General features: G+C 66.6%; 20 protein-coding genes. 17 read left to right on the top strand and 3 right to left on the bottom strand.

The features are described from left to right. The first annotated feature begins 418 nt into the window (after positions 1 to 418). Positions 419 to 5,089, top strand: coding sequence for a glutamate synthase large subunit (gltB, locus tag EDC64_RS03420; protein WP_420808943.1), 4,671 nt, complete (start codon positions 419 to 421; stop codon positions 5,087 to 5,089). A gap of 221 nt (positions 5,090 to 5,310) precedes the next feature. Further along, entirely contained in the window at positions 5,311 to 6,735 is a 1,425-nt protein-coding gene (locus EDC64_RS03415) for a glutamate synthase subunit beta (protein ID WP_132029802.1), read from the top strand. 71 nt (positions 6,736 to 6,806) lie between these two features. On the opposite strand, the gene EDC64_RS03410 is transcribed toward EDC64_RS03415, so the two are convergent. Beyond that, a complete protein-coding gene (locus EDC64_RS03410) occupies positions 6,807 to 7,388 on the bottom strand; it encodes a YqaA family protein (RefSeq protein WP_132029801.1) in 582 nt (193 codons plus the stop codon). Between the two features lie 337 nt (positions 7,389 to 7,725). On the opposite strand from EDC64_RS03410, the gene EDC64_RS24010 reads away from it, so the two are divergent. Continuing rightward, on the top strand, positions 7,726 to 7,851 hold the full coding sequence (locus EDC64_RS24010; protein WP_274594932.1) for a hypothetical protein: 126 nt from the start codon (positions 7,726 to 7,728) through the stop codon (positions 7,849 to 7,851). A 57-nt stretch (positions 7,852 to 7,908) separates the two neighbouring features. Here EDC64_RS24010 and EDC64_RS03405 read toward each other — a convergent pair whose 3' ends face one another. Next, on the bottom strand, positions 7,909 to 8,943 hold the full coding sequence (locus tag EDC64_RS03405) for a 2-dehydropantoate 2-reductase (RefSeq protein WP_132029800.1): 1,035 nt from the start codon (positions 8,941 to 8,943) through the stop codon (positions 7,909 to 7,911). 216 nt (positions 8,944 to 9,159) lie between these two features. On the opposite strand from EDC64_RS03405, the gene EDC64_RS03400 reads away from it, so the two are divergent. The 14 genes from EDC64_RS03400 to radC all read left to right on the top strand — a co-directional run bounded on the left by EDC64_RS03400 (position 9,160) and on the right by radC (position 23,451). Next, entirely contained in the window at positions 9,160 to 10,002 is an 843-nt protein-coding gene (locus EDC64_RS03400; protein ID WP_207915870.1) for an IclR family transcriptional regulator, read from the top strand. 275 nt (positions 10,003 to 10,277) lie between these two features. Beyond that, positions 10,278 to 11,291, top strand: coding sequence for a Bug family tripartite tricarboxylate transporter substrate binding protein (locus EDC64_RS03395; protein WP_132029798.1), 1,014 nt, complete (start codon positions 10,278 to 10,280; stop codon positions 11,289 to 11,291). A gap of 359 nt (positions 11,292 to 11,650) precedes the next feature. Continuing rightward, positions 11,651 to 12,157: a tripartite tricarboxylate transporter TctB family protein gene (locus EDC64_RS03390; RefSeq protein ID WP_132029797.1), complete on the top strand. Its 507-nt coding sequence runs from the start codon at positions 11,651 to 11,653 to the stop codon at positions 12,155 to 12,157. A 192-nt stretch (positions 12,158 to 12,349) separates the two neighbouring features. Continuing rightward, positions 12,350 to 13,813 carry a tripartite tricarboxylate transporter permease gene (locus EDC64_RS03385; RefSeq protein ID WP_420808936.1) on the top strand — a complete coding sequence of 488 codons (1,464 nt, stop codon included), beginning with the start codon at positions 12,350 to 12,352 and terminating at the stop codon, positions 13,811 to 13,813. A gap of 255 nt (positions 13,814 to 14,068) precedes the next feature. After that, on the top strand, positions 14,069 to 14,704 hold the full coding sequence (locus EDC64_RS03380; RefSeq protein ID WP_132030004.1) for a GntR family transcriptional regulator: 636 nt from the start codon (positions 14,069 to 14,071) through the stop codon (positions 14,702 to 14,704). A 64-nt stretch (positions 14,705 to 14,768) separates the two neighbouring features. Next, a complete protein-coding gene (oxc, locus tag EDC64_RS03375) occupies positions 14,769 to 16,505 on the top strand; it encodes an oxalyl-CoA decarboxylase (RefSeq protein WP_132029795.1) in 1,737 nt (578 codons plus the stop codon). Between the two features lie 123 nt (positions 16,506 to 16,628). Then, positions 16,629 to 17,906, top strand: coding sequence for a formyl-CoA transferase (frc, locus tag EDC64_RS03370; protein ID WP_132029794.1), 1,278 nt, complete (start codon positions 16,629 to 16,631; stop codon positions 17,904 to 17,906). 102 nt (positions 17,907 to 18,008) lie between these two features. Then, the gene (locus EDC64_RS03365) at positions 18,009 to 18,437 is read left to right on the top strand and encodes a PAS domain S-box protein (RefSeq protein WP_132029793.1); all 429 of its coding nucleotides are present in this window, start codon (positions 18,009 to 18,011) and stop codon (positions 18,435 to 18,437) included. 156 nt (positions 18,438 to 18,593) lie between these two features. Continuing rightward, on the top strand, positions 18,594 to 19,844 hold the full coding sequence (gene frc, locus EDC64_RS03360; protein ID WP_132029792.1) for a formyl-CoA transferase: 1,251 nt from the start codon (positions 18,594 to 18,596) through the stop codon (positions 19,842 to 19,844). 290 nt (positions 19,845 to 20,134) lie between these two features. Further along, positions 20,135 to 20,338: a YqaE/Pmp3 family membrane protein gene (locus EDC64_RS03355; protein ID WP_245504507.1), complete on the top strand. Its 204-nt coding sequence runs from the start codon at positions 20,135 to 20,137 to the stop codon at positions 20,336 to 20,338. A 43-nt stretch (positions 20,339 to 20,381) separates the two neighbouring features. Further along, entirely contained in the window at positions 20,382 to 21,224 is an 843-nt protein-coding gene (locus tag EDC64_RS03350) for a fumarylacetoacetate hydrolase family protein (RefSeq protein ID WP_132029791.1), read from the top strand. A 95-nt stretch (positions 21,225 to 21,319) separates the two neighbouring features. Continuing rightward, entirely contained in the window at positions 21,320 to 21,790 is a 471-nt protein-coding gene (locus EDC64_RS03345) for a PaaI family thioesterase (protein ID WP_132029790.1), read from the top strand. A 123-nt stretch (positions 21,791 to 21,913) separates the two neighbouring features. Continuing rightward, entirely contained in the window at positions 21,914 to 22,741 is an 828-nt protein-coding gene (gene map / locus EDC64_RS03340; protein WP_132029789.1) for a type I methionyl aminopeptidase, read from the top strand. Between the two features lie 2 nt (positions 22,742 to 22,743). Continuing rightward, complete coding sequence (radC, locus tag EDC64_RS03335; protein ID WP_132029788.1) at positions 22,744 to 23,451, top strand: RadC family protein; 708 nt, start codon at positions 22,744 to 22,746, stop codon at positions 23,449 to 23,451. Between the two features lie 174 nt (positions 23,452 to 23,625). Here radC and EDC64_RS03330 read toward each other — a convergent pair whose 3' ends face one another. After that, positions 23,626 to 24,525 carry a TorF family putative porin gene (locus tag EDC64_RS03330; protein WP_132029787.1) on the bottom strand — a complete coding sequence of 300 codons (900 nt, stop codon included), beginning with the start codon at positions 24,523 to 24,525 and terminating at the stop codon, positions 23,626 to 23,628. Positions 24,526 to 24,694 lie beyond the last annotated feature (169 nt).

Below are 24,694 nucleotides of genomic sequence, written 5' to 3'. Positions count from 1 at the left end.
GGGGCCTTCTGAGATTGCGCGGTCACTAGAGACGTCCATTGCGGCGCCTGTGCGACCGCGCCGCCGCCGGACGGGGCGGGGGCTGCACGGCCCGGCTTCGCAACACCATTGCGCGGAGCGGGGCGGCGCCGTACCGTTCTTGCGCGCAGACGGGCAAGCGCGCAATTTCCGCAGGGCGCCCCCCGTCAAAGGGAGGGCGGTGCCCTTGTGGGCGCGCCGCTTTTCTGTCATGTTCCGCGGGATAGGGAAGCGATGCTGCCCTATCATTCGCACATTCCGGCACCGAACGGCGTGCATCTCGATCGGATGCGCGCCTTTGCGTGCCTGGAAGTCGGGGCTGGTGCAGGAGTTGCATGGTTTCGAGCGTAAGCTCGGCGATGGAAAGGGCGAGGCGATGGACACGGACCGCACGGATCAGATGGACGCAGGGTCGGTTCCGGTGGCCTCGGGCAAAGGTCCGGTCATGATCGGCCGCCCGCAGCCGTTCGGCCTGTTCGATCCCAAGCACGAGCGCGATGCGTGCGGCGTCGGTTTCATCGCCGACATCAAGGGCCGCAAGTCGCACCGGATCGTCGAGGACGGGCTCCAGATCCTGCTCAATCTCGAGCATCGCGGCGCTGTGGGTGCCGATCCGCGCGCCGGCGACGGGGCCGGCATGCTGGTCCAGATCCCGCATCGCTTCTTCGCCAAGGAGGCCGCCCGCCTCGGCTTCGCTTTGCCGGAGCCGGGCCATTACGCCGTGGGCCACATCTTCCTGCCGCGCAATGCGGAGGGGAAGGCCATCGTGCGCGGGACCTTCGAGCGGGTGATCGCCGAGGAGGGGCTCGTTCTGATCGGCTGGCGGGACGTGCCGACCGACAATTCCTCGCTCGGCGCGAGCGTCCTGCCGACCGAGCCAGACCATGTCCAGGTGTTTATCGGCCCGAGCGACGGCGCGTTCGACGCGGATGCGTTCGAGCGGCGCCTGTTCGTTCTGCGCAAGATCATTTCCAACGCGGTCTACGATGCCCGCGACCCGCACACCGCCGGCTATTATCCGGTCTCTTTGTCGTGCCGCACGCTGGTCTATAAGGGCATGTTCCTGGCCGACCAGCTCGGCGCCTATTATCCGGATCTGCACGATCCCGATTTCGAGAGCGCGCTCGCTCTGGTGCACCAGCGCTTCTCGACCAACACCTTTCCGGCATGGCCGCTGGCCCATCCGTACCGCATGGTCGCGCACAATGGCGAGATCAACACGCTGCGCGGCAACGTCAACTGGATGGCGGCCCGGCAGGCCTCGGTCGACAGCGAGCTGTTCGGCGCCGACATCTCCAAGCTGTGGCCGATCTCCTATGAAGGTCAGTCGGACACCGCCTGTTTCGACAATGCGCTCGAATTTCTGACGCAGGGCGGCTATTCGCTGCCTCATGCCGCGATGATGCTGGTGCCCGAGGCCTGGGCGGGCAATCCGCTCATGGACGAGGAGCGGCGCGCCTTCTACGAGTATCACGCGGCGCTGATGGAGCCGTGGGACGGACCGGCCGCGATCGTCGCCACCGACGGCCGGCAGATCGTCGCGACGCTCGACCGCAACGGCCTGCGTCCGGCGCGCTACATGGTGACGAGCGACGACACGATCGTGCTCGCCTCGGAAATGGGCGTGCTCACGCTGCCGGAGGAGAAGATCGTCACCAAGTGGCGCCTCCAGCCCGGCAAGATGCTGCTCGTCGATCTCGAAGAGGGGCGCCTCGTTCCCGACGAGGAGATCAAGACCGCGCTCGCCCGCGCCCATCCCTACAAGGACTGGCTGAAGCACACCCAGCTCGTGCTCGAAGAACTGCGCCCGGTCGAGGCCCGCGAGGTGCGCACCGACGTCGCGCTGCTCGATCGCCAGCAGGCCTTCGGCTACACCCAGGAAGACATCAAGCTGCTTCTGCCGCCGATGGCCGTCACCGGACAGGAGGCGGTGGGCTCCATGGGGACCGACACCCCGGTCTCGGTGCTCTCCGACAAGTCGAAGCTGCTCTACACCTATTTCAAGCAGAATTTCGCCCAGGTCACGAACCCGCCGATCGACCCGATCCGCGAGGAACTGGTGATGAGCCTCGTCTCCTTCATCGGGCCCCGGCCGAACATCTTCGACCTGGAGGGCAATGCCCGCCGCAAGCGGCTGGAAGTGCGCCAGCCCATCCTCACCAATGAGGATCTGGAGAAGATCCGGTCGATCGGCTTCATGGAGGAGCGGTTCGACACCCGCACGCTCGACATGACCTATGCGTCCGAAAAGGGTGCGGCCGGCATGGAGGGCGCGCTGGAGCGGCTGTGCGAGCGCGCCGAGGCGGCGGTGCATGGCGGCTACAACATCATCATCCTGTCCGACCGCATGACGGGTCCGGACCGCATCCCGATCCCGGCGCTGCTGGCCACCGCCGCCGTGCACCATCATCTGATCCGCAAGGGCCTGCGCACCTCGGTCGGCCTCGTCGTGGAGACCGGCGATGCGCGCGAGGTCCACCATTTCGCCTGCCTTGCGGGCTATGGCGCGGAGGCGATCAACCCGTATCTCGCCTTCGAGACCCTCGTCGGCATGCGCGACGAGATCCCCGAGGAGGTCGACGACACCGAGATCGTCAAGCGCTACATCAAGTCGATCGACAAGGGGCTGCTGAAGGTGATGTCCAAGATGGGCATCTCGACCTACCAGTCCTATTGCGGCGCGCAGATCTTCGACGCGGTCGGGCTCTCCTCCGAACTGGTGAACAAGTATTTCTTCGGCACCGCCTCGACCATCGAGGGGGTCGGGCTCGCCGAGATCGCCGAGGAAACCGTGCTGCGCCATACGCTGGCCTTCTCGGACGCGCCGGTGTTCCGGCTCGCGCTCGATGTCGGCGGCGAATACGCCTATCGCATCCGCGGGGAAACCCATGCCTGGACGCCGGACAGCGTGTCGCTGCTCCAGCATGCGGTGCGCGGCAATGCCCAGGATCGCTACCGCGAATATGCCCGCCTGATGGACGCGAAGGACAATCTCCTGACCGTCCGCTCGCTGTTCCGGATCCGCGATCCGCAGGAATTCGGCTCGGCGCCGGTCGACATTTCCGAGGTCGAGCCGGCGACCGAAATCGTCAAGCGCTTTGCCACCGGCGCGATGTCGTTCGGCTCGATTTCGCGGGAGGCGCACACCACGCTCGCCATCGCGATGAACCGGATCGGCGGCAAGTCGAACACCGGCGAGGGCGGCGAGGAGCCGGAACGCTTCAAGCCGCTGGCGAACGGCGACAGTTTGCGCTCGGCCATCAAGCAGATCGCGTCGGGCCGGTTCGGCGTGACGGCGGAATATCTCGTCAATTCCGACGTCATGCAGATCAAGGTCGCGCAGGGCGCCAAGCCCGGCGAGGGCGGCCAATTGCCCGGCCACAAGGTCGACGCGGTCATCGCCAAGGTGCGCCACTCGATGCCCGGCGTCGGCCTGATCTCGCCGCCGCCGCACCACGACATCTATTCGATCGAGGATCTGGCCCAGCTCATCTTCGACCTGAAGAACGTCAATCCCGATGCCGACGTGTCGGTGAAGCTCGTCTCCGAGGTCGGGGTCGGCACGGTGGCGGCCGGCGTCGCCAAGGCGCGTGCCGACCACATCACCATTTCCGGCTTCGAGGGTGGCACGGGTGCAAGCCCGTTGACCTCGCTCAAGCATGCCGGCTCGCCGTGGGAAATGGGCCTGGCGGAGACCCAGCAGACGCTGGTCGCGAACCGGCTGCGGGGGCGCGTCGCCCTTCAGGTCGACGGCGGGCTGCGGACCGGGCGGGACGTCATCATCGGCGCGCTGCTCGGGGCGGACGAATTCGGCTTCTCCACCGCGCCGCTGATCGCCGCCGGCTGCATCATGATGCGCAAGTGCCACCTCAACACCTGCCCGGTCGGGGTCGCCACCCAGGATCCCGTGCTGCGCAAGCGCTTCAAGGGCACGCCCGAGCACGTCATCAATTATTTCTTCTTCGTCGCGGAAGAGGTGCGTGAGATGATGGCGCGCCTCGGCTTCCGCCGTCTGGAAGACATGGTGGGGCGCTGCGACATCCTCGATCAGGAGCCGGCGATCGCGCATTGGAAGGCGAAGGGGCTCGATTTCTCGCGCATCTTCGCCAAGCCGGACATGCCGCCCGAAGTGTCGATCCGCCATACCGAACGCCAGCATCACCCGATCGAGAAGGTGCTGGACCGCAGCTTGATCGCGCGCGCCATGCCGGCGCTGGAGCGCGGCGAGAAGGTGGTGATCGAAAGCCCGATCCGCTCGGTCGACCGCTCGGTCGGCGCCATGCTGTCGGGACAGGTGGCGAAGCGCTATGGCGGCGCGGGCCTGCCGGACGACACGATCGAGGTCCACCTCACCGGCACGGCGGGTCAGGCATTCGGCGCCTTCCTCGCGACCGGCGTCACCCTGAATCTGGTCGGCGAGGCCAACGATTATGTCGGAAAGGGCCTGTCGGGCGGGCGCATCATCATCCGGACGCCGGCCAATTCCGCCATCGTCCCCGAGGAATCGATCATCGTCGGCAACACCGTTCTGTACGGCGCGATCGAGGGCGAATGCTATTTCCGCGGCATTGCCGGCGAACGCTTCGCCGTGCGCAATTCCGGGGCAATCGCCGTCGTTGAAGGCACCGGCGACCACGGCTGCGAATATATGACGGGCGGCATCGTGGTGGTGATCGGCCAGACCGGCCGAAACTTCGCCGCCGGCATGTCGGGCGGCGTCGCCTATGTGCTGGACGAGGACAAGAGCTTCGCCAAGCGGTGCAACCTCTCGATGGTCGACATCGAGCCGGTGGAGGAGGAGGAAGACCTCCTCGAGCGGCTGCACCATCATGGCGGCGATCTCGAATTCAAGGGGCGGATCGACGTTCAGGGCGACATGTCGCGCCATGACGAGGAGCGCCTCCACCAGCTGATCGCCAAGCATCTGCACTATACCGGCTCCACGCGGGCCCAGCAGATCCTGGACAATTGGGCGGATTACCGGGGCCGTTTCGTCAAAGTCATGCCGGTGGAATACCGCCGTGCGCTGCGCGAGATGGAAAAGCTGCGCGGCCTGCAGGCGGCCGAATGAGCGCGGCGCCGCTCTAGGTTCGACGGCCGGGCGGGACCCGGCTCCGCCGAGACGGCGGCCCCGGGGCGTCCCGGGACTGGCGGTCCGCCCCGCGGGCCGTCACGGGATCGCCCGGTCGGGGCGCCGGGCGTGCGGTGCAAGACCGGGGTCCCCAAGCTGGAACAATTCTTGTAATGGAGCTAAGCGGCGCCCGCGCGCGACGCGGCTCCCGGAGGATGGGAATGGGTAAGGTCACGGGGTTCATGGAGATCGACCGGCGGGATCAGAAATACCAGCCCGCCTCCGATCGCATTCGCCATTTCCGCGAATTCACCCTGCCGCTGCCCGATACCGAGGTGGCGAACCAGGCCGCGCGCTGCATGGATTGCGGCATTCCGTTCTGCCACGGGCCGACCGGCTGCCCGGTCCACAACCAGATCCCCGACTGGAACGACCTCGTCTATCAGGGCGATTGGGAGGAGGCCGCGCGCAACCTCCATTCGACCAACAATTTCCCCGAATTTACCGGCCGCGTCTGCCCGGCGCCCTGCGAGGAGGCCTGCACCCTCAATCTCGAGGACATGCCCGTCACCATCAAGACGGTGGAACAGGCGATCGCCGACAAGGCCTGGAAGATGGGCTGGGTGCGGCCCGAGCCGCCCGAGACCCGGACTGGCCGCAGCGTCGCGGTGGTCGGCTCGGGGCCGGCCGGCCTCGCCGCGGCCCAGCAGCTCGCCCGCGCCGGCCATGACGTGCACGTCTATGAGCGCGAGCCGAAGGCCGGCGGCCTGCTGCGCTACGGCATTCCCGACTTCAAGATGGAGAAGCGCCACATCGACCGGCGCGTCGCCCAGATGGAAGCCGAGGGCGTGACGTTCCACTACAACGTCAATGTCGGCGTCACCACGCCGATCCAGGAGCTGCTCGACCGTCACGACGCCGTGCTGCTCGCCGGCGGGTCCGAAGCCCCGCGCGATCCGCGCCTGCCGGGCCAGGAGTTCGAGGGCGTGCATTTCGCGATGCCCTATCTCGTCCAGCAGAACCGCCGCGAGGGCGGCGAAGAGGTGCATCGCGATCTGCCGATCCTCGCCTCCGGACGCCATGTCGTGGTGGTCGGCGGCGGCGACACCGCCTCCGACTGCGTCGGCACCGCGTTTCGCCAGGGGGCGCTATCGGTGACCCAGCTCGACATCCGCGCCGTGCCGCCGATGAAGGAGGACAAGCTCGCGGTGTGGCCCTATTGGCCGACCAAGTTCCGCACCTCCTCGTCCCAGGCCGAGGGCGCGGAGCGCGAATTCGCCTGCGCCACGCTCGGCATCGAGGGCCGCAACGGCCGCGTGACCGGGGTGCGCTGCGCGCGCGTCGACGCCAAGCGCCAGCCGGTGCCCGGCACCGAATTCGTGCTGCGCGCCGACCTCGTCTTCCTCGCCATCGGCTTCGCCCACCCGATCCGGGAGGGCATGATCGACCAGAGCGGCGCCGCGCTCGATGCGCGCGGCAATGTCCTCGCCGACGAGGAGACCTATCTCACCTCGACCCCGAACCTCTATGCCGCCGGCGACATGCGGCGCGGCCAGTCCTTGGTGGTCTGGGCGATCCGCGAGGGCCGCCAGGCCGCCCATGCGATCGACAAGGCCCTGATGGGCGCCACCACGCTGCCGCGCTGAGGCGGTCGGGGTCCGCCGGTTCGGGCCGTGCCGGGAGGCTTCCCGGCACGCCTCCGGCCCCGGCCGGGCGGTCAGAACAGATAGACCGCCGCCACGAGGCCCACCACCACCACCGCGAACAGGCCGAGGGTGACGAGCCCCAGCCGCTTCTCGATGAATTCCCGCGCCACCGGCCCGAAATGGTGCAGCAGCGCGGCGAGGATGAAGAAGCGGGCGCCGCGGGTGATCAGGGAGAGCACCACGAACCAGAACAGGCTGTAATCGGCGAAGCCGGACGTGATGGTCACGAGCTTGTAGGGGATCGGGGTGAGGCCCTTCAGCAGGATCACCCAGTGGCCGTATTGGGCATAAGCGTGGCGAAACGCTTCCACCTTGCTGCCATAGCCGTAGAGATTGATCAGGAACAGGCCGACGCTGTCATAGAGCAGGGCACCGATCGCATAGCCGACCAGGCCGCCCGCGACCGAACTCAAGGTCGCGATCAAGGCGTAGGTCCAGGCCTTTTCAGGCCGTGCCAGCGTCATCGGCACCTGGAGAACGTCCGGGGGGATCGGAAAGATCGAACTCTCGGCGAAGGAGACGATGCCCAGGGCCCAGGGGGCGGAGGGCCGTGCCGAATAGGCGATGACCCAGTCATACAGCTTGCGGAGCATGAAATGCGATCTTTTCCGGAGAACGGGCGCGGGCAGAGCGCACGGTCCGCGCGGCGGTCTGCGCCCCTTCCGCGGCCCGCGGCGCCGGTCGAGACGAAGGACGGATTCACCATGCGGGGCGATTCAGCCCGCTCGACCCCGGCTCTAGACGCCCGCGCGGCCTCTGTCCAGAAAACGCGGGAACCTTGGCCGCGCTGGCGCATTAACCGTCACTGAAAGCCCCACGCTGCAACACATCCGGCAGCGGCCAAGTTTAACCTCTTGGGAAGATTCTTCCCGCAGCGTGCCTTTGCGCGCGTCTGCGCACGGATTTCCCTGGACGCTCGAGAGCCGTCACATGATGAAGCGTATCGCCGTGTTTGCTGCCCTTATCTTCAGCTATGCGCTCACCGGCGTGGCGCTCAATGCCGGGGTTCCGGCATCGGCGCCCGTGGTCGCGATCGCCGCGGAGGTCGCGGACTAGTCCCACGCCCGCCGGAGCGTCGGCGGGCACCAGGGCCGCATTTCGAACCGCTCCCGCTCAGTGGCGCGTCTGCGCGGCCGGCAGGTCGGCCGGCACCAGCGGCGGCAAAGCGAGATGGCCGCCGAGGCCGGCCATTGCGGCGCGCTGGCGCACTAGAGCGAGCACGACATCCAGCGTCGGGGTCGGCAGGTCCAGCATGCGCCCCATTTCCTGCACCGCGGTGACGAGCGGATCGATTTCCATCGGCCGGTCGCGCTCGAGATCCTGAAGCATCGACGTCTTGTGGCCGCCCACCGCGCCGGCGCCGTCGATGCGCCGTTCGACATCCACCCGGAACCGAATGCCGAGCCGGGTCGCGATCGCCGCGGCTTCCAGCATCATGGCCCGCGCCACGGCGCGGGTGTCGGGATCGGCGGCGATCACGTCGAGCGTGGCATGGGTCAGCGCGCTGATCGGATTGAAGCAGAGATTGCCCCACAGCTTCAGCCACATTTCGTCCCGGATATTGCTGAGGACAGGCGCGCGCAGGCCGCCTTTGGCCATCATGGCGGCGAGCCGCGTCACCCGGTCTGAGGTCTCTCCCGAGGGCTCGCCGATGGGAAACTTGTCGCCATAGACGTGCTGGATCACCCCGGGCGCGACCACTTCGGTCGCGGGATAGACGATGCAGCCGATCGCCCGTTCCGGGCGCAGCACCTCCCATTGGCGGGCGCCCGGATCGATGCTGGCGAGGGTGCGCCCTTCCAGCGGCCCGCCATGCTTGTAGAAATACCAGTAGGGAACGCCGTTGATTGCGGTCACGACGCTGGTGTCGTTGCCGAGCAGCGGACGCATGCGCTCGACGATTCCGGGGACGGAATGAGCCTTCAGCGCGATGAAGACGTAGTCCTGGGGACCGAGTTCGGCGGGATCGTCGGTCGCATGAACCTTGGCGACGCGCTCCTCGCCGTCGATCAGCAGTTTGACGCCGTTCTGCTTCATCGCTTCGAGATGCGGCCCCCTGGCGACCAGGCTGACTTCGGCACCGGCCTGGGCCAATTGCACCCCCAGATAACCGCCGATGGCGCCGGCGCCATAGATACACACCTTCATGGCCGATCCTCCCGCATGGTTCATGGTGTATAATGTATGCCAGATTGGCAGGCGCGCGGCTCCCTCCGCGTCTTGGGTCCAACGATATTTATGAGATGATTTTCCGTAATATGGAAAATTGACGCAGGGCGCGCTGAAGCGGTCCGGCTTGCTCCGGCTCTCGAAATCACGCCTTCTATCCGCCTGCGTAGACCGCGGGCAGCGGGGAAGGGTGTGATGGAAGATCTGAGCAGTGCACCGCGCCGCCGCGGTCGGCCCGCCTCGGCGGTCGACGGCGGCGAAGTGCAGTCGCTTGACCGCGCCATCGCCCTGCTGCGCCTCGTCGCGGACATGGACGGCATGACCCTCAGCGAGATCGCCAAGCGCGCGGAACTGCCCGCCTCGACGGCGCATCGGCTCCTGGCGACGTTGCAGAAGCGCCAATTGGTGACGCACGACCAGGAGAATGGGCTCTGGACCGTGGGCCTCGGCCTGTTCCGGATCGGCGCCGCTTATCTGCGCATCCGCAAATTGCCGGACATCGGCCGGCCGGTGATCCGCCGCTTGCTGCACGAGACCGAGGAGACGGTGAACCTCGCCATGTTCGACGGCAACGAACTGGTCGTGGTGGCGCAGGCCGAGGGGCATTCTCCGGTCCGGGCCTTTTTCCGGCTGGGCGCGCGCCTGCCGCTCCATGCCTCGGCGGCGGGGAAGGCGATCCTCGCTGCCGCAAGCCCCGCGTTCCGCGGCGCCTGTCTCGCGCAAATCCGCTATGAGGCCTTCACCGTTCGGACGCACCGCTCGGAGCGGGATCTTGTCGAGGATCTGCTTCGCCTCGGCGCGCGCGGCTATTCCGTGGACGAGGAGGAGCACACGCTCGGCATGTGCGCGGTCGCAGCGGCCATCTTCAACGAATGGCGCGAGCCGATCGGCGCGGTCTCTGTCGCCGGCCCCTCGGTGCGCATGAGCGACGACCGGATCGCGCGTCTCGGCCGCAGGGTCGCGGCGGCGGCCGACGAGATGACGCGGCTCTATTCGGGGGTGCAGGACGGCCCGTCCGAATGGTCCGCCCCGCGCTGAGGGCGCCGCCCGCCGGAGTCGGATCCGCAGGTGGTCGGCCCTCGCGTCCCGCCCCAATGCTGCAAGTGCGAATGGAATATTGTATTTTATATTTCAGATAAATGTATTCGGCGCACCGAATTCAACATTGTCAATTTCCATTGCACACGGGTGACATACAATATACTCTTTCCAGATCCACTCCTAGCCAGAGTGGCAATAAGTCAATTCGTTCAAGTAGTTAAATCAACGCAATCCGCCTCTTCAAGAAGGCGGGCGATCGGGAGGAAATGAAGATGCGTTTGGCAGTTGCCAAATCGGCGCAGCGATTCGCCGCCGTGTGTGCCGCTCTTGCGGCGTTGAGCCCGCTCTCCGCGCTGGCGTGGGAGCCCACCAAGACCGTCGAATTCATCGTCCCGGCGGGAACCGGGGGCGGCGCCGACCAGATGGCGCGCATGCTCCAGGGCATCATCCAGAAAAATTCTCTGATGAAGCAGAACCTGGTGGTGATCAACAAGTCCGGCGGCGCCGGCGCCGAGGGCTTCCTCGACGTGAAGGGATCGGCGGGCAACCCGCACAAGATCATCATCACGCTCTCCAATCTTTTCACCACTCCGCTCGCGACCGGCGTGCCGTTCAAGTGGGACGATCTCACCCCCGTCTCCATGCTGGCGCTCGACGAGTTCGTCCTGTGGGTCAACGCGAAGGCGCCCTATAACGACGTGAAGGGCTATCTCGCGGACCTGAAGGCGGCAGGTTCCGACGCCAAGTTCAAGATGGGTGGCACCGGCTCCAAGCAGGAAGACCAGATCATCACCGCCGCGATCGAGCAGAAGACCGGCGCGAAGTTCATCTACGTCCCGTACAAGGGCGGCGGCGATGTCGCGGCGCAGCTCGTCGGCGGCCACATCACCTCCTCGGTGAACAATCCCATCGAAGCCGTGTCGCAGTGGCGCGCCGGCGAACTGAAGCCGCTCTGCGTCTTCGACAGCCAGCGCATGCCCTACAAGGAACTGGTCACGGCCGACAAGTCCTGGGGCGATATCCCGACCTGCAAGGAAGCTGGTCTCGATATCGAATATCTGATGCTGCGCGGCATCTTCACGGCGCCCCGGGTCACCAAGGATCAGGTGGACTATTACGTGAACCTGTTCAAGCAGGTGCGCGACACGCCGGAATGGAAGGACTTCATGCAGAAGGGCGCCTTCAACACCACGATGCTCACGGGCGAGGAATACAAGGCCTGGCTCGGCAAGGCCGCCGAGAGCCACCGCGCGCTCATGGAGAATGCGGGCTTCATCGCGAAGTGATCGGTGTCGAGGGCCGGCTCGGGCGAGCCGGCTCCTCCCCGGGGTCTCCCGTCCGGTGCACGGTTCGGCCTGACCGGTCCGAGGATCCCGTCTTAGACGTCGTGTGACCAATATCGGCCAGGACGGAGTGCGTGTCCTGCCGAATCCGGGTCGGCCGGTCCCTGTCGGGGCCGGCAGGAGCCGCGCCGCCTCGTGGCGGCCGAACGACCCGACGCATCTGCAGCCTGCCGCGAACCGCGCGGCTTCGTTCCGCCGCCGCCCGCCCGAGCCTTTGTGCGGGAGCCGGCACGATTTCCCCGATTGGGTCGCATCGACCCGGTCTCTCCGACAGGACGCATGTCCCCGACAGGACGCATGGCATGGCAACCGAAACCGACAAATCCGAAAACACCGTTTCCAACCGCTCCATGGACGTCATCGTCGCGCTGCTCTTCATGGGCGTCGCGGCGCTCGTGATGGCCGACAGCTGGCGCATCGGCGCCCGCTGGGCCTCGGATGGGCCGCAATCCGGATATTTCCCCTTCTATGTGGGGCTGATCATGTTCATTTCCAGCCTCGGCACGCTGGCGATGACCCTCTTCACCAAGACGCCGGACCGCAGCAATTTCGTCGATCGCGAGCAGCTCGGATCCGTCCTGAAGGTCCTGGTTCCAACCATCGCCTATGTCATTCTGATCAATTTCATCGGGATCTACTTCGCCTCGATGATCTTCATCGCCTTCTTCATGTGGTGGCTCGGCAAGTACAAGCTGCCCGTCATTCTCCCGGTCGCGATCGGCGTTCCGCTGGTCCTGTTCGTGATGTTCGAGATCTGGTTCCTCGTGCCGCTGCCGAAGGGACCGATCGAGAGCGCCCTCGGCTACTGATCCCGCCGCCCCTCGGCGGGGGCGGCCCGAACCGCAAGACCTCGGACGGCGCCGGCCCCTCGGCGCCGCAACGCGGCACCTGATCTGCAACATGACCCGCACGCCCGCGCGAGAAGCGCCGGGGTTCTGGGGAGGAATAACGTGGAAGCACTCTCGTCACTAATCGGAGGTTTCGGCGTTCTCGGCGATCCGATGAACATCGTTTACATGTTCGTCGGCATCGCCCTGGGCGTGCTCATCGGGGTGCTGCCGGGCCTCGGCGGCGCCAATGGCGTGGCGATCCTCCTGCCGCTCACCTTCTCCATGTCGCCGGTCTCGGCGATCATCATGCTCTCCTCGATCTATTGGGGAGCCTTGTTCGGCGGCGCCATCACTTCGGTGCTGTTCAACATTCCCGGCGAGCCCTGGTCGGTGGCGACCACCTTCGACGGGCATCCGATGGCGCAGAAGGGCCGTGCCGGCGAAGCGCTCACCGGCGCTTTCACGGGCTCCTTCATCGGCGCCTTCATCGCCGTGCTGCTCATCACCTTCCTCGCGCCGGTGATCGCCAAGTTCGCGCTGCAGTTCGGCCCCGCCGAATTCTTCGCGGTCTATCTCCTCACCTTCTGCTCCTTCGTGGGCATGGGCCGAGAATCGCCCTTCAAGGTGCTGGCGGCGATGACGCTCGGCTTCGCGCTGGCGGCCGTGGGCATCGACACCGTGACCGGCCAGCTGCGCATGACCTTCGGGTCGGTGGAATTGCTGCGCGGCTTCGACTTCCTGGTCGCGGTCATCGGCCTGTTCGGCGTCGGCGAAATCCTGCTGACGATGGAAGAGGGCCTCGCCTTCAAGGGCAAGAGCGCCAAGATCAACGCCAAGGTGGTGTTCCAGACCTGGGCGCAGCTGCCGAAATACTGGGTCGGCATGCTCCGCTCGGCGGCGGTCGGCTGCTGGATGGGCATCACGCCGGGCGGCGCCACCCCGGCCTCCTTCATGAGCTACGGCCTCGCGAAAAAATTCTCCAAGAACGGGAAGAATTTCGGCAAGGGCGAGCTCGAAGGCGTGGTGATGCCGGAAGTCGCGGCCCACGCGGCCGGGACCTCGGCGCTGCTGCCCATGCTCACCCTCGGCATTCCCGGCTCGCCGACCGCGGCGGTGCTGCTGGGCGGCCTTCTGATCTGGGGTCTCCAGCCCGGCCCGCTTCTGTTCGTCGAGCAGAAGGACTTCGTCTGGGGTCTCATCGCCTCGATCTATCTCGGCAATATCGCCGGTCTGATCGTGGTTCTGACCACGGTGCCGCTGTTCGCGGCGATCCTGCGCATCCCGTTCAGCGTCATCGCCCCGATCATCCTGGTGATCTGCGCGGTCGGCGCCTACACGGTGCACAATGCCGCCCTCGACATCGCCGTCATGCTGATCTTCGGCGTCATCGGCTATGTCTTCAAGAAGCTGGACTACCCGCTGGCGCCGCTGGTGCTGGCTTTGGTGCTCGGCGACATGGCGGAAAGCTCGTTCCGGCAGGCGATGCTGGTGTCGCAGGGCAATATGGGGATCTTCTTCTCCAACCCGCTGGTCGGCTCCATCGTCACGCTCGCGCTGGTGATGCTGTTCTGGCCGGTCATCGCCATGCTCAAGAACCGCCTCATGGGCGGGCCGCGCCCCGCCGCGGCGGAGTGAGGCCGACCCGGCGCCCGATGCGCCGGGCGCTTTTCCGGACGGACGGTTCGCCGCCCGTCCGGAACGTGGGTCTCGACCGCGGGCCGCTCGGGCGGGGAGGGTTGCGTCACGCCGTAGCATACAGTACACAGTATTTCACCAACGGCGCGCGCCCGCCAGAAGGCGCCGGCCATGGGAAGGGACCTCTAGGTGCAGCACGTCGCAGACACACCGAAGCTGAATGTGGAGCCGCTCGGAGCCAGTTCCAGCCTTCGCATGCTGGCCTATGACGCGCTGAAGCGGGCCATCACCGAGATGGACATTTACGGCTCGACCACGGAATTCCGCCTCGACGAACGCCAGCTCTCCGAAGACCTCGGGGTCAGCCGCACCCCGATCCGCGAGGCGATGACGGTGCTGGAGCAGGAGGGCTTCGTGCGCTCCGTGCCGCGCCGGGGCATCTTCGTGGTGCGCAAGACCAAGCGGCAGATCATCGAGATGATCACGGTGTGGGCGGCGCTCGAAGGCATGGCGGCGCGGCTCGCCGCCGGCCGCGCCGCCGCCGGCGACATCAAGGGGCTGCGCCATTTGTTCGACGAGTTCGAGAAAGAGCCGCCCGCGGCGCATATGAATGAATATTCCCAGGCCAATATCGTCTTTCACCAGGCGATCATCCGCATGGGCGGCTGCAAGCTGATCGTAGACATGACCGAGAACCTGTTCCTCCACATGCGCGCCATCCGCGCCGTGTCGGTGCGCCAGGAGAACCGGTCGGAGACGTCGATGCGCGAGCACATGGCCATCATCGAGGCGCTCGAGGGCGGCGATGCCGATCTCTGCGAGCGGCTGGTGCGCGAGCACACCATGGGTCTTGCGGCCCATGTCGACAAGCATGGGGTCTTTCCCGACTAGGCCCGCCGGGCGAAACGGGAAAGGCACCGGACGGCACAGATCAAGATTTCCGGGAGAGAACGGAATGTCCGCACTAGCACACAGCATCGACCCCAGCGCCGCCGCGGAGCAGGAGCTGACCGACGGGTTCCACCTCGTCATCGATGCGCTGAAGCTCAACGGCATCGAGACCATCTATGGCGTGCCGGGGATCCCGATCACCGATCTCGGCCGCATGGCGCAGGCCGAGGGCATCCGCGTCGTCTCGTTCCGCCACGAACAGAATGCCGGCAATGCCGCCGCGATCGCCGGCTTCCTCACCAAGAAGCCCGGCGTTTGCCTCACCGTCTCGGCCCCCGGCTTCCTCAACGGCCTCACGGCCCTCGCGAACGCCACCACCAATTGCTTTCCGATGATCCTGATCTCCGGCTCGTCCGAGCGCGAGATCGTCGACCTCCAGCAGGGCGACTATGAGGAGATGGACCAGCTCGCCATCGCCAAGCCGCTGTGCAAGGCCGCCTTCCGCGTGCTGCACGCCGCCGATATCGGCATCGGCGTGGCGCGTGCGATCCGCGCGGCGGTGTCCGGCCGCCCGGGCGGCGTCTATCTCGATCTGCCCGCCAAGCTGTTTTCCCAGGTGATGGACGCCGAGGCCGGCGCCAAGTCGCTGGTCAAGGTGATCGACCCGGCCCCCGCGCAGATCCCGGCTCCCGATGCGGTGAAGCGCGCGCTCGACGTCCTGAAGGGCGCCAAGCGGCCGCTGATCATCCTTGGCAAGGGCGCCGCTTATGCCCAGGCCGACGAGACCATCCGCGCCTTCGTCGAGACCAGCGGCATTCCCTTCCTGCCCATGAGCATGGCCAAGGGCCTTTTGCCCGACACCCATCCCCAGTCCGCCGGCGCGGCGCGCTCGACCGCGCTCAAGGACAGCGACGTCGTGGTGCTGATCGGCGCCCGCCTCAACTGGCTGCTCTCGCACGGCAAGGGCAAGACCTGGGGCGACGCGCCCAAGAAGTTCATCCAGGTGGACATCGAGCCGAAGGAGATGGATTCCAACGTCGAGATCGCCGCCCCTCTGGTCGGCGACATCGGCTCGGTGGTGGCGGCGCTGCTCGCCGGCCTCGACGGCACATGGCAGGCGCCGCCCGCCGACTGGGTCAATACCCTCAACACCAAGCGCGACGAGAACATCGCCAAGATGGCGCCGCGCCTGATGAAGAATTCGGCGCCGATGGACTTCCACGGCGCGCTCGGCGCGCTGCGCACCGTGATCAAGGAGCGGCCCGACGCCATCCTGGTCAATGAAGGCGCCAACACGCTCGACCTCGCCCGCGGCATCATCGACATGTACCAGCCGCGCAAGCGGCTCGATGTCGGCACCTGGGGCGTGATGGGCATCGGCATGGGCTTCGCGATCGCCGCCGCCATCGAGACCGGCAAGCCGGTGCTCGCGGTCGAAGGCGACAGCGCGTTCGGCTTCTCCGGCATGGAGGTGGAGACGATCTGCCGCTACAATCTGCCGGTCTGCATCGTCATCTTCAACAATAACGGCATCTATCGCGGCCTCGACACCGACCCGACCGGGCGCGATCCGGGGACCACGGTGTTCGTCAAGGACAGCCGCTACGACAAGATGATGGAAGCCTTCGGCGGGGTCGGCGTCAACGTCACCACCCCGGACGAGCTGAAGCGCGCCGTCGACGCGGCGATGGACAGCGGCAGGCCGACTTTGATCAATGCCGTCATCGATCCCGCCGCCGGCACCGAAAGCGGCCGCATCGGCAATCTCAATCCGCAGAGCGTGGTGAAGCGCAAATCCTGATCCCGCTGCGGTCCGGCATCAGCCGAAGCGGGCGGGGTCTCCCCGCCCGCGCCTCTTCCGAGGGTTGAACACACAAGAACAAGCGTCGCTTCAAGCGCGTGCCGAGAGGATCAAGAGGCTCTGATGGGCAAGGCTTTAGACGGCGTTCGCATTCTGGATTTCACGCATGTCCAGTCGGGTCCCACCTGCACGCAGCTGCTCGCCTGGTTCGGCGCGGACGTGATCAAGGTGGAGCGCCCCGGCGAGGGTGACGTGACGCGCACCCAATTGCGCGACGTGCCCAATGCCGACAGCCTCTATTTCACGATGCTGAATTCCAACAAGCGCTCGATCACCCTCGACACCAAGAATGCCGAGGGCAAGCGGGTGCTCGAGGAACTGGTCAAGGTGTGCGACGTGCTGGTGGAGAATTTCGCCCCCGGCGCGCTCGACCGCATGGGCTTCACCTGGGAGCGGCTCCAGGAGCTCAATCCGCGCCTCATCCTCGCTTCGGTGAAGGGCTTCGGCCCCGGCCCGTTCGAGGATTGCAAGGTCTATGAGAATGTCGCCCAGTGCGCCGGCGGCGCGGCCTCCACGACCGGCTTCCGCGACGGGCTGCCGCTGGTGTCCGGCGCGCAGATCGGCGACAGCGGCACCGGGCTGCATCTCGCGCTCGGCATCGTCACCGCTTTGTACCAGCGCGAGCATACCGGCCGCGGCCAGAAGGTGCTCGCCGCGATGCAGGATGCGGTGCTCAATCTGTGCCGGGTCAAGATGCGCGACCAGCAGCGCCTGGCCCATGGTCCGCTCACCGAATACAGCCAGTTCGGCGAGGGCATCCCGTTCGGCGACAGCGTGCCGCGCGCCGGCAATGACAGCGGCGGCGGCCAGCCCGGCCGCATCCTGAAATGCAAAGGCTGGGAGCAGGATCCCAACGCCTATCTCTATTTCATCACCCAGGCGCCGGTCTGGGAGAAGATCTGCGACGTCATCGGCGAGCCAACCTGGAAGACCGATCCGAACTACGCCACTCCGGCCGCCCGCCTGCCGCATCTCAACGAGATCTTCACCCGGATCGAAGCCTGGACCATGGCCCACGACAAGTTCGAGGCGATGGACATTCTCAACAGATACGACATTCCGTGCGGCCCCATCCTTTCCATGAAGGAGATTGCGGAGGACCGCTCGCTCTATGCCACCGGCACCCTGGTGGAGGTCGAGCACCCGGTGCGCGGCTCCTATGTGACGGTCGGCAACCCGGTCAAATTGTCCGACAACCATGTCGACGTGGAACGTTCGCCGCTGCTCGGCGAACACACGGACGACATTCTCGCCGGCGTGCTCGGCTTCGACGAGGCGCGCATCGCGGCCCTCAAGCGGAGCGGCGCGCTCGGCGCCCCGCTCCGCATCGCGGCGGAGTGAGCCTCAGGCGCGACGAAACGTTCCATTCCGCTGCGACAGGCCGGTGCCGGCCGCAGCGCAGACCCCGTGAAGCGGCTGTCCTTGCTAAGCTAGAGAAGGCCCATGGCGATCGATTATGCTGAACTCGTCCACGCGATCGGGGACGCCGTCATCGTCTCCGACGCGGACGGCGCGATCACGCTGTGGAACGCCGCGGCCGAGCGCATGTTCGGCTACAGCGCCGCGGAGGCCGTCGGCCAGTCCCTCGATCTGATCACGCCCGAACGCCTGCGCAAACGCCATTGGGACGGCTACCACCAGACCATGCGGACCGGCGTCACGCGCTACGGCACCGATTTGCTGCGCGTGCCGGCGACCCACAAGGACGGGCGCGCCATGTCCATCGCCTTCACGGTCGCGCTTTTGACGTCCGGCGGTCCCGCGCCGACGGCCATCGTCGCCGTGATCCGGGACGAAACCCAACGCTGGAACGAGGAGCGGGCGCTGCGCAAGCGCCTCTCCGAGCTGGAGGCGCAGGGGGCAGAGGGCTGATGGGCCCTCGGGCCCGCTCAGAGATCCCGCGACGCCGGAAGCCGGCTCCTGAAGAAGGCGCCGGCCTCCGAACGAGGCGCGCGGGGTGTAATCGTCCGCACGGGTCCCAAACGGGGCCGGTGCGGGCACAGGTGCAGACGCTCGAAAGGGATCGACATGTCCAAGCCATTGGAAGGTATCAAGATCATCGACTTCACCCACGTTCAGGCGGGTCCCGCCTGCACGCAGCTCCTCGCCTGGTTCGGCGCGGACGTGATCAAGGTGGAGCGCCCCGGCTCGGGTGACGTGACGCGCAACCAGCTCCGCGACATCTCGAATGCGGACGCGCTCTATTTCACCATGCTGAATTCCAACAAGCGCTCCTTGACGTTGGACACCAAGACCCCGGCCGGCAAGGAAGTGCTCACCAAGCTCATCAAGGAGAGCGACGTCCTGGTGGAAAATTTCGGCCCCGGCGCGCTCGACCGCATGGGCTTCACCTGGGAGCATATCAACGAGCTGAATCCGGGCCTGATCGTCGCCTCGGTGAAGGGCTTCTCGGACGGCCATCATTACGAGGACCTGAAGGTCTACGAGAACGTCGCGCAGTGCGCCGGCGGCGCGGCCTCCACCACCGGCTTCTGGGACGGCCCGCCCACCGTATCGGCGGCGGCGCTCGGCGACAGCAATACCGGCATGCATCTGGCGATCGGCATCCTCACCGCGCTCCACCAGCGCAACAAGACCGGCAAGGGCCAGAAGGTCGCGGTCTCGATGCAGGATGCGGTGATCAATCTCTGCCGCGTCAAGCTGCGCGACCAGCAGCGCCTCGAGCGCGTCGGCTATCTCGAGGAATATCCGCAATATCCCAACGGCGAATTCTCCGACGTCGTGCCGCGTGGCGGCAATGCGGGCGGCGGTGGCCAGCCCGGCTGGGTGCTGAAGTGCAAGGGCTGGGAGACCGATCCCAACGCCTATATCTACTTCACCGTCCAGGAGCAGGCCTGGGGCAAGGTGTGCGAGGCGATCGGCAAGCCGGAATGGATCAGCGATCCGGCCTACATGACCGCCCGTGCCCGTCAGGACAAGATTTTCGACGTGTTCGCGACGATCGAGGCCTGGCTCGCCGACAAGACCAAGTTCGAGGCGGTGGACATCCTGCGCAAGTTCGACATTCCCTGCGCGCCGGTGCTCACCATGAAGGAGATCGCCAACGACCCGTCGCTGCGCGAGAGCGGCACGATCGTCGAGGTCGATCACAAGGAGCGCGGCAAGTACCTGACCGTCGGCAGCCCGATCAAGTTCTCCGACATGTCGGTGGAGGTCACGGGCTCGCCGCTGCTCGGCGAGCACACCGACGAAGTGCTCTCCGAGCTCGGCTATACCCCCGAGCAGATCAAGGAAATGCACAACGGCCGCGTGGTCTGACGCGGACGATCGACCGGTGCGGGACGGCGCTTTGCGCCCTCCCGCGCTCTTCCGGCGGCGCCCTGTGCCGCCGGCTTTCCCCAACACCGGCGTCCTGCGCCGAAGAGGCTCAAGTCCGGCGCCCTGCGCCGGAGACTAAAGGCGCGAGGTGGCGCATCCTGCGCCGCGCGCGCCCTGCGAGGGTCGCAGACCGATCCGGCCGGACCGCGGGCAAAGCCCCTCCGCCGGTGCGCCCCTTTCCTTCCGATGCCGCCTCCAGTAACACATGGCACCTCTTCCGGAGTGTGCACATGATGTACGCGGTCGCGGTCCTTCTGCCCTGGCTGGCGCTGATGCTGCGCGGCAGGGTGTTCCAGGGAATCTTCTGCCTGATCTTACAGATCACGCTGATCGGCTGGCTGCCGGCGGCCATCTGGGCCGTCATGGTGGTCAATTCCGACAATCAGGAGCGGCGCCACCGCGAGCTTCTGGAGTCGCTTCAGAACCGGCGTTAGAGCCGTCGCCCGCGCGCGGCCGGCCGCGCCGCGGGAGACGGGCATGACACGCGATCACGCACACGACCACGCACAGAATCACCCACACAGCTACGATCACGCACAGGATCGGGCGGCGCAGTGGGTCCGCTTCTCGCACGGCGGGGAGACCGGCATCGGCCGTTTGTCCGGCGACACCATCGCGGTGCATTCCGGCTGCATGTTCGCCGGCGCCCGCGATACCGGCGAACGGCTCGCGCTCGGCGCGGTCGCGCTCGAACCCCCCTGCCGCCCGGGCAAGATCATCGCTCTGTGGAACAATTTCCACGGCCTCGCGGCCAAGCTCGGGGTCGCCGAGCCGGCCGAGCCGCTCTATCTCCTTAAGGCGCCCTCGACCGCCGCCGCGCCGGGCGCCACGGTCCGCCGTCCGCCGGCTTATTCCGGGCGCACCGTTTATGAGGGCGAACTCGGCATCGTCATCGGCCGCACCTGCACCAATATCGCGGAGGACGCGGCTGGCGCCTATATTTTCGGCTACACCATCGTCAACGACATCACCGCCTCGGACATCCTCAACAAGGATCCGACCTTCCCGCAATGGGCGCGTGCCAAGGGGTTCGACGCCTATGGCCCGTTCGGCCCGGGGATCGCGCCCGCCGCGCCGCCGGACGGCGCCCATGTCCGCACCATCCTCAACGGCGCTGAGCGGCAGAATTATCCGCTCGGCGACATGATCTTCCCGCCGCACCGGCTGGTGGCGCTGCTGTCGCGCGACATGACGCTGCATCCCGGCGATCTGATCGCCTGCGGCACCTCGCTCGGCGTCGGCGTGATGAAGGAGCCGGTCAACGAGATCGAAGTGTCGATCGAGGGCATCGGCACGCTGCGCAACATCTTCGTCCAATAGGTCGGGCGGCGCGGGGGGCGGCACGGGGGGCGGCACGGCTTGCCTCCCGCACCGGGTTGCGGCTCTATGCGGATGACCACCATCTGGATGCCGCCATGACCCTTCCCGCCGCGCCCGCTTTCGCTCCGCCGGATCCCGATTACGAGGCGCGCGTGCGCGACAGCTTCGCCCGCCAGCCCTTCATGGCGCATCTCGGCGCGCAGATCGGCGCGGTCGGGCCGGGGCGGGCGGAGGTGCTCCTGCCGCAGAGCGAGGCGGTGACCCAGCAGCACGGCTTTTTCCATGGCGGCGCGGTGGGCGCGATCGCCGACACCGCCGGCGGCTATGCCGCCTTCACGTTGTTTCCGGCGGACTCGACCATCCTCACGGTCGAATACAAGATCAACATCATGGCGCCGGGACGCGGCGAGCGGCTGGTTGCGCTGGGCGAGGTCGTGCGCTCGGGCCGCACCCTCACCGTGGTCAAGATCGACGTGTTCGCCGAGAGCGGCGGCAAACGGGTCCATTGCGCGACCGCCACCCAGACCCTGATCTGCCTGATGGGCCGCAGCGACGTCCGCACCTGAGCGGACCCGCGATTCGCCGTCTTCCGCATCCGTGATCGGCGCCGCCGCTTGCTTTGCGCGGCCATTCGCCTAAATCTGAAGCGGGCTCACGATGGCGCGGGGCGTGCCTGCAGGACGGCGTTCATGATCTATGTGGAAGCGGCGAAGGCGCCGCTGCGGAAGACCGGACACATCAAGCTCTACGGGCCGGACGGCTTCGCGGGCATGCGGCGGGCCGGGCAGCTCACCGCGCAGGTGCTGGACCTCGTCGCCGAGATGATCGGCCCCGGCGTCTCGACCGAGGCGGTGGACAAGCTGATCTTCGACTTCGCCCTGGCGAACAACGCCTATCCCGCGACCCTGATGTATCGCGGCTACCGCTATTCGGTCTGCACCTCGGTCAATCACGTCGTCTGCCACGGCATGCCCAATGCGCGCCCGCTGCGCGAGGGCGACATCGTCAATGTCGACGTCACTTTGGTGCTGGACGGCTGGTACGGCGATTCCAGCCGGATGTTCGCCATCGGCCCGGTGCCGCGCCGCGCGGAGCGCCTGCTCGAAGTGACCTATGAGGCGATGATGCGCGGCATCGCCGCGATCCGGCCCGGCGGGCATGTCGGCGATATCGGCGCGGCGATCCAGGACTTCGTCGAGCCGCAGCATATGAGCGTGGTGCGCGATTTCTGCGGCCACGGCGTCGGCCAGGTGTTCCACGACGAGCCGAACATCGTCCATGTCGGGCGGCGCGGGGAGGGGCCGGAATTGCGGCCCGGCATGATCTTCACGGTCGAGCCGATGATCAATCTCGGCCGGCCGCACGTGAAGGTGCTGTCGGACGGCTGGACCGCCGTGACCCGCGACCGCTCCCTCTCGGCCCAGTTCGAGCATGCGGTCGGCGTCACGGAGACCGGCGTCGAGATCTTCACCCAGAGTCCGAAGGGCTATCACAAGCCCCCGTATCTGCCGACCTGACCATGGCCGACCTCCCCGATGACGGACTTGCGGACGCGCCGCCGCATTTCCACGGCCATCGGGAGCGGCTGCGGGCGCGCTTCCGCGAGGCGGGGGCGGCGGCGCTCGCCGATTACGAACTCCTGGAACTGGTCCTGTTCCGCGCGGTGCCGCGGCGCGACGTGAAGCCGCTCGCCAAGACGCTGGTGGACCGGTTCGGCTCGTTCGCCGAGGTGCTGGCGGCGCCGGCGGCGCTGCTCGCCGAAACCGCCGGCATGAGCCAGGCCATCGTCACCGAGCTGAAGCTGGTCGAGGCGGCGGCGCACCGCATCGCGCGGGGCCAGGTCAAGCGGCGTCCGGTGCTCGCCTCGTGGAGCGCGGTGATCGAATATTGCCGCACCGCCATGGCCTTTTCGGAGCGCGAGCAGGTGCGGGTCCTGTTCCTCGACAAGCGCAACCAATTGATCGCCGACGAGGTGCTGCAGACCGGCACGGTCGATCATGCGCCGGTCTATCCCCGCGAGGTGGTGAAGCGGGCGCTGGAAGTTTCGGCGACCGCTTTGATCCTGTGCCACAACCACCCGTCGGGCGACCCGACCCCCTCGCGCGCCGACATCGACATGACCAAGCGCATCATCGACGTGGCGAAGCCGCTCGGCATCGAGGTGCACGACCACATCATCGTCGGCAAAGACGGCCATGCCAGCCTGAAGGGCCTGCGCCTGATCTGAGCGGGGGCGGAGATCGCCGCGAACCGCGGCAGCGGTGCGGTCCCCCAGCCTGTCGATCGGCCGCGCGACGCGGTGAACCTTCCGAGGACCGGGCAAAAGAAAAGCGCCGCGCTTGCGCGCGGCGCCGAGACAGGCCGGCGGGGCGATCGCCCCGCCGCAAGGTCGAGCGTACGACTACAGCGCGTTGAGCGAGGTCGCGAAGGACAGGGTCGCGAGGAACTTGTTCCCGCACGACGCCCGGTCGCCGATGATGAAGGCGCAGGCCTCGTCGCTGAGATCGGTGCCGGAATAGCGCAGGTCGAGCGTGGCGACCTTGTAGGTGAAGCCGACGCCGAGGTTCCACCAATTGTAGCCCGGGATCGTCTCGTTGAAGGTCAGGCCGAAGGCGTTGGTGACCGTGTAATTGTAGGCGGTCGTGCTCAGCCACTGACGGCCGAACTCACCCGACAGGTACCAGCCGAACGCCGCCGCCGGACCGAAGGCCGGCAGGGTCACCTTGGCGGTGCCCGACAGCGCGGTGCCGTTGGTGTCGGTCGCGTACATGTCGCTGGTCCAGTAGAGGTTCGCCCCCACGGTCAGCCAATCGTTGAAGGCGTAGCTCGCCTTGCCGTAGATTTCCCAATAATTGAAGTCGCTCGAGCCGAGCCCGGTGTTGAAGCCGGTCGCCGGGTCGAAGCTCGAAGTGCTGCCCGGGAACATGTAGTAGATGCCGCCGACGTCGAGGGTCAGGCCGCCCCAGGTGTGGCGCAGGCCGCCGGACAGATCGACTTCGAGCGAGCTGTTGCCGTCGATCAGGAAGTTGCCGACCCAGTTCTGGTTCGACGCCCACACGTTGACATAGACCCAGTTGAAGGCCTGGAGCTCGACGAAGCCCTGGATCGCCGGATTGTTGTTGGTCTGGCTGATGCCGCGGAACAGATAGTCCGACGTGCCGGTCACGCCGAAGGCGAGGTCGAACACCGGCGGGGGCGGGGGCGGAGGCACGACGGCCTTGACGGGAACAGCCATATCCGCCGCCGATGCCGCACCGGCGATCATGAGGCTGGCCGCAGTGGCGAGAACAAGCTTTTTCATCAGTACCCCCAATGGATCTCTGTCATGATTGAGACAAACTTTTTCAATTGCTCCAATGGGAAAAATCGGGCAGCGCCTGCCTAAAAAGTTGGCAAACCCGCATGAATGCTGGATTCTTGTGTTGCGCTTCTGCAACGTCGGTCGGAAAGCTGAATTTGTACAACCTGAG

Source organism: Aquabacter spiritensis (genome assembly GCF_004346185.1).
Taxonomy (GTDB): Bacteria; Pseudomonadota; Alphaproteobacteria; order Rhizobiales; family Xanthobacteraceae; genus Aquabacter; species Aquabacter spiritensis.
This window is presented reverse-complemented; position numbering and strand designations above follow the sequence as displayed.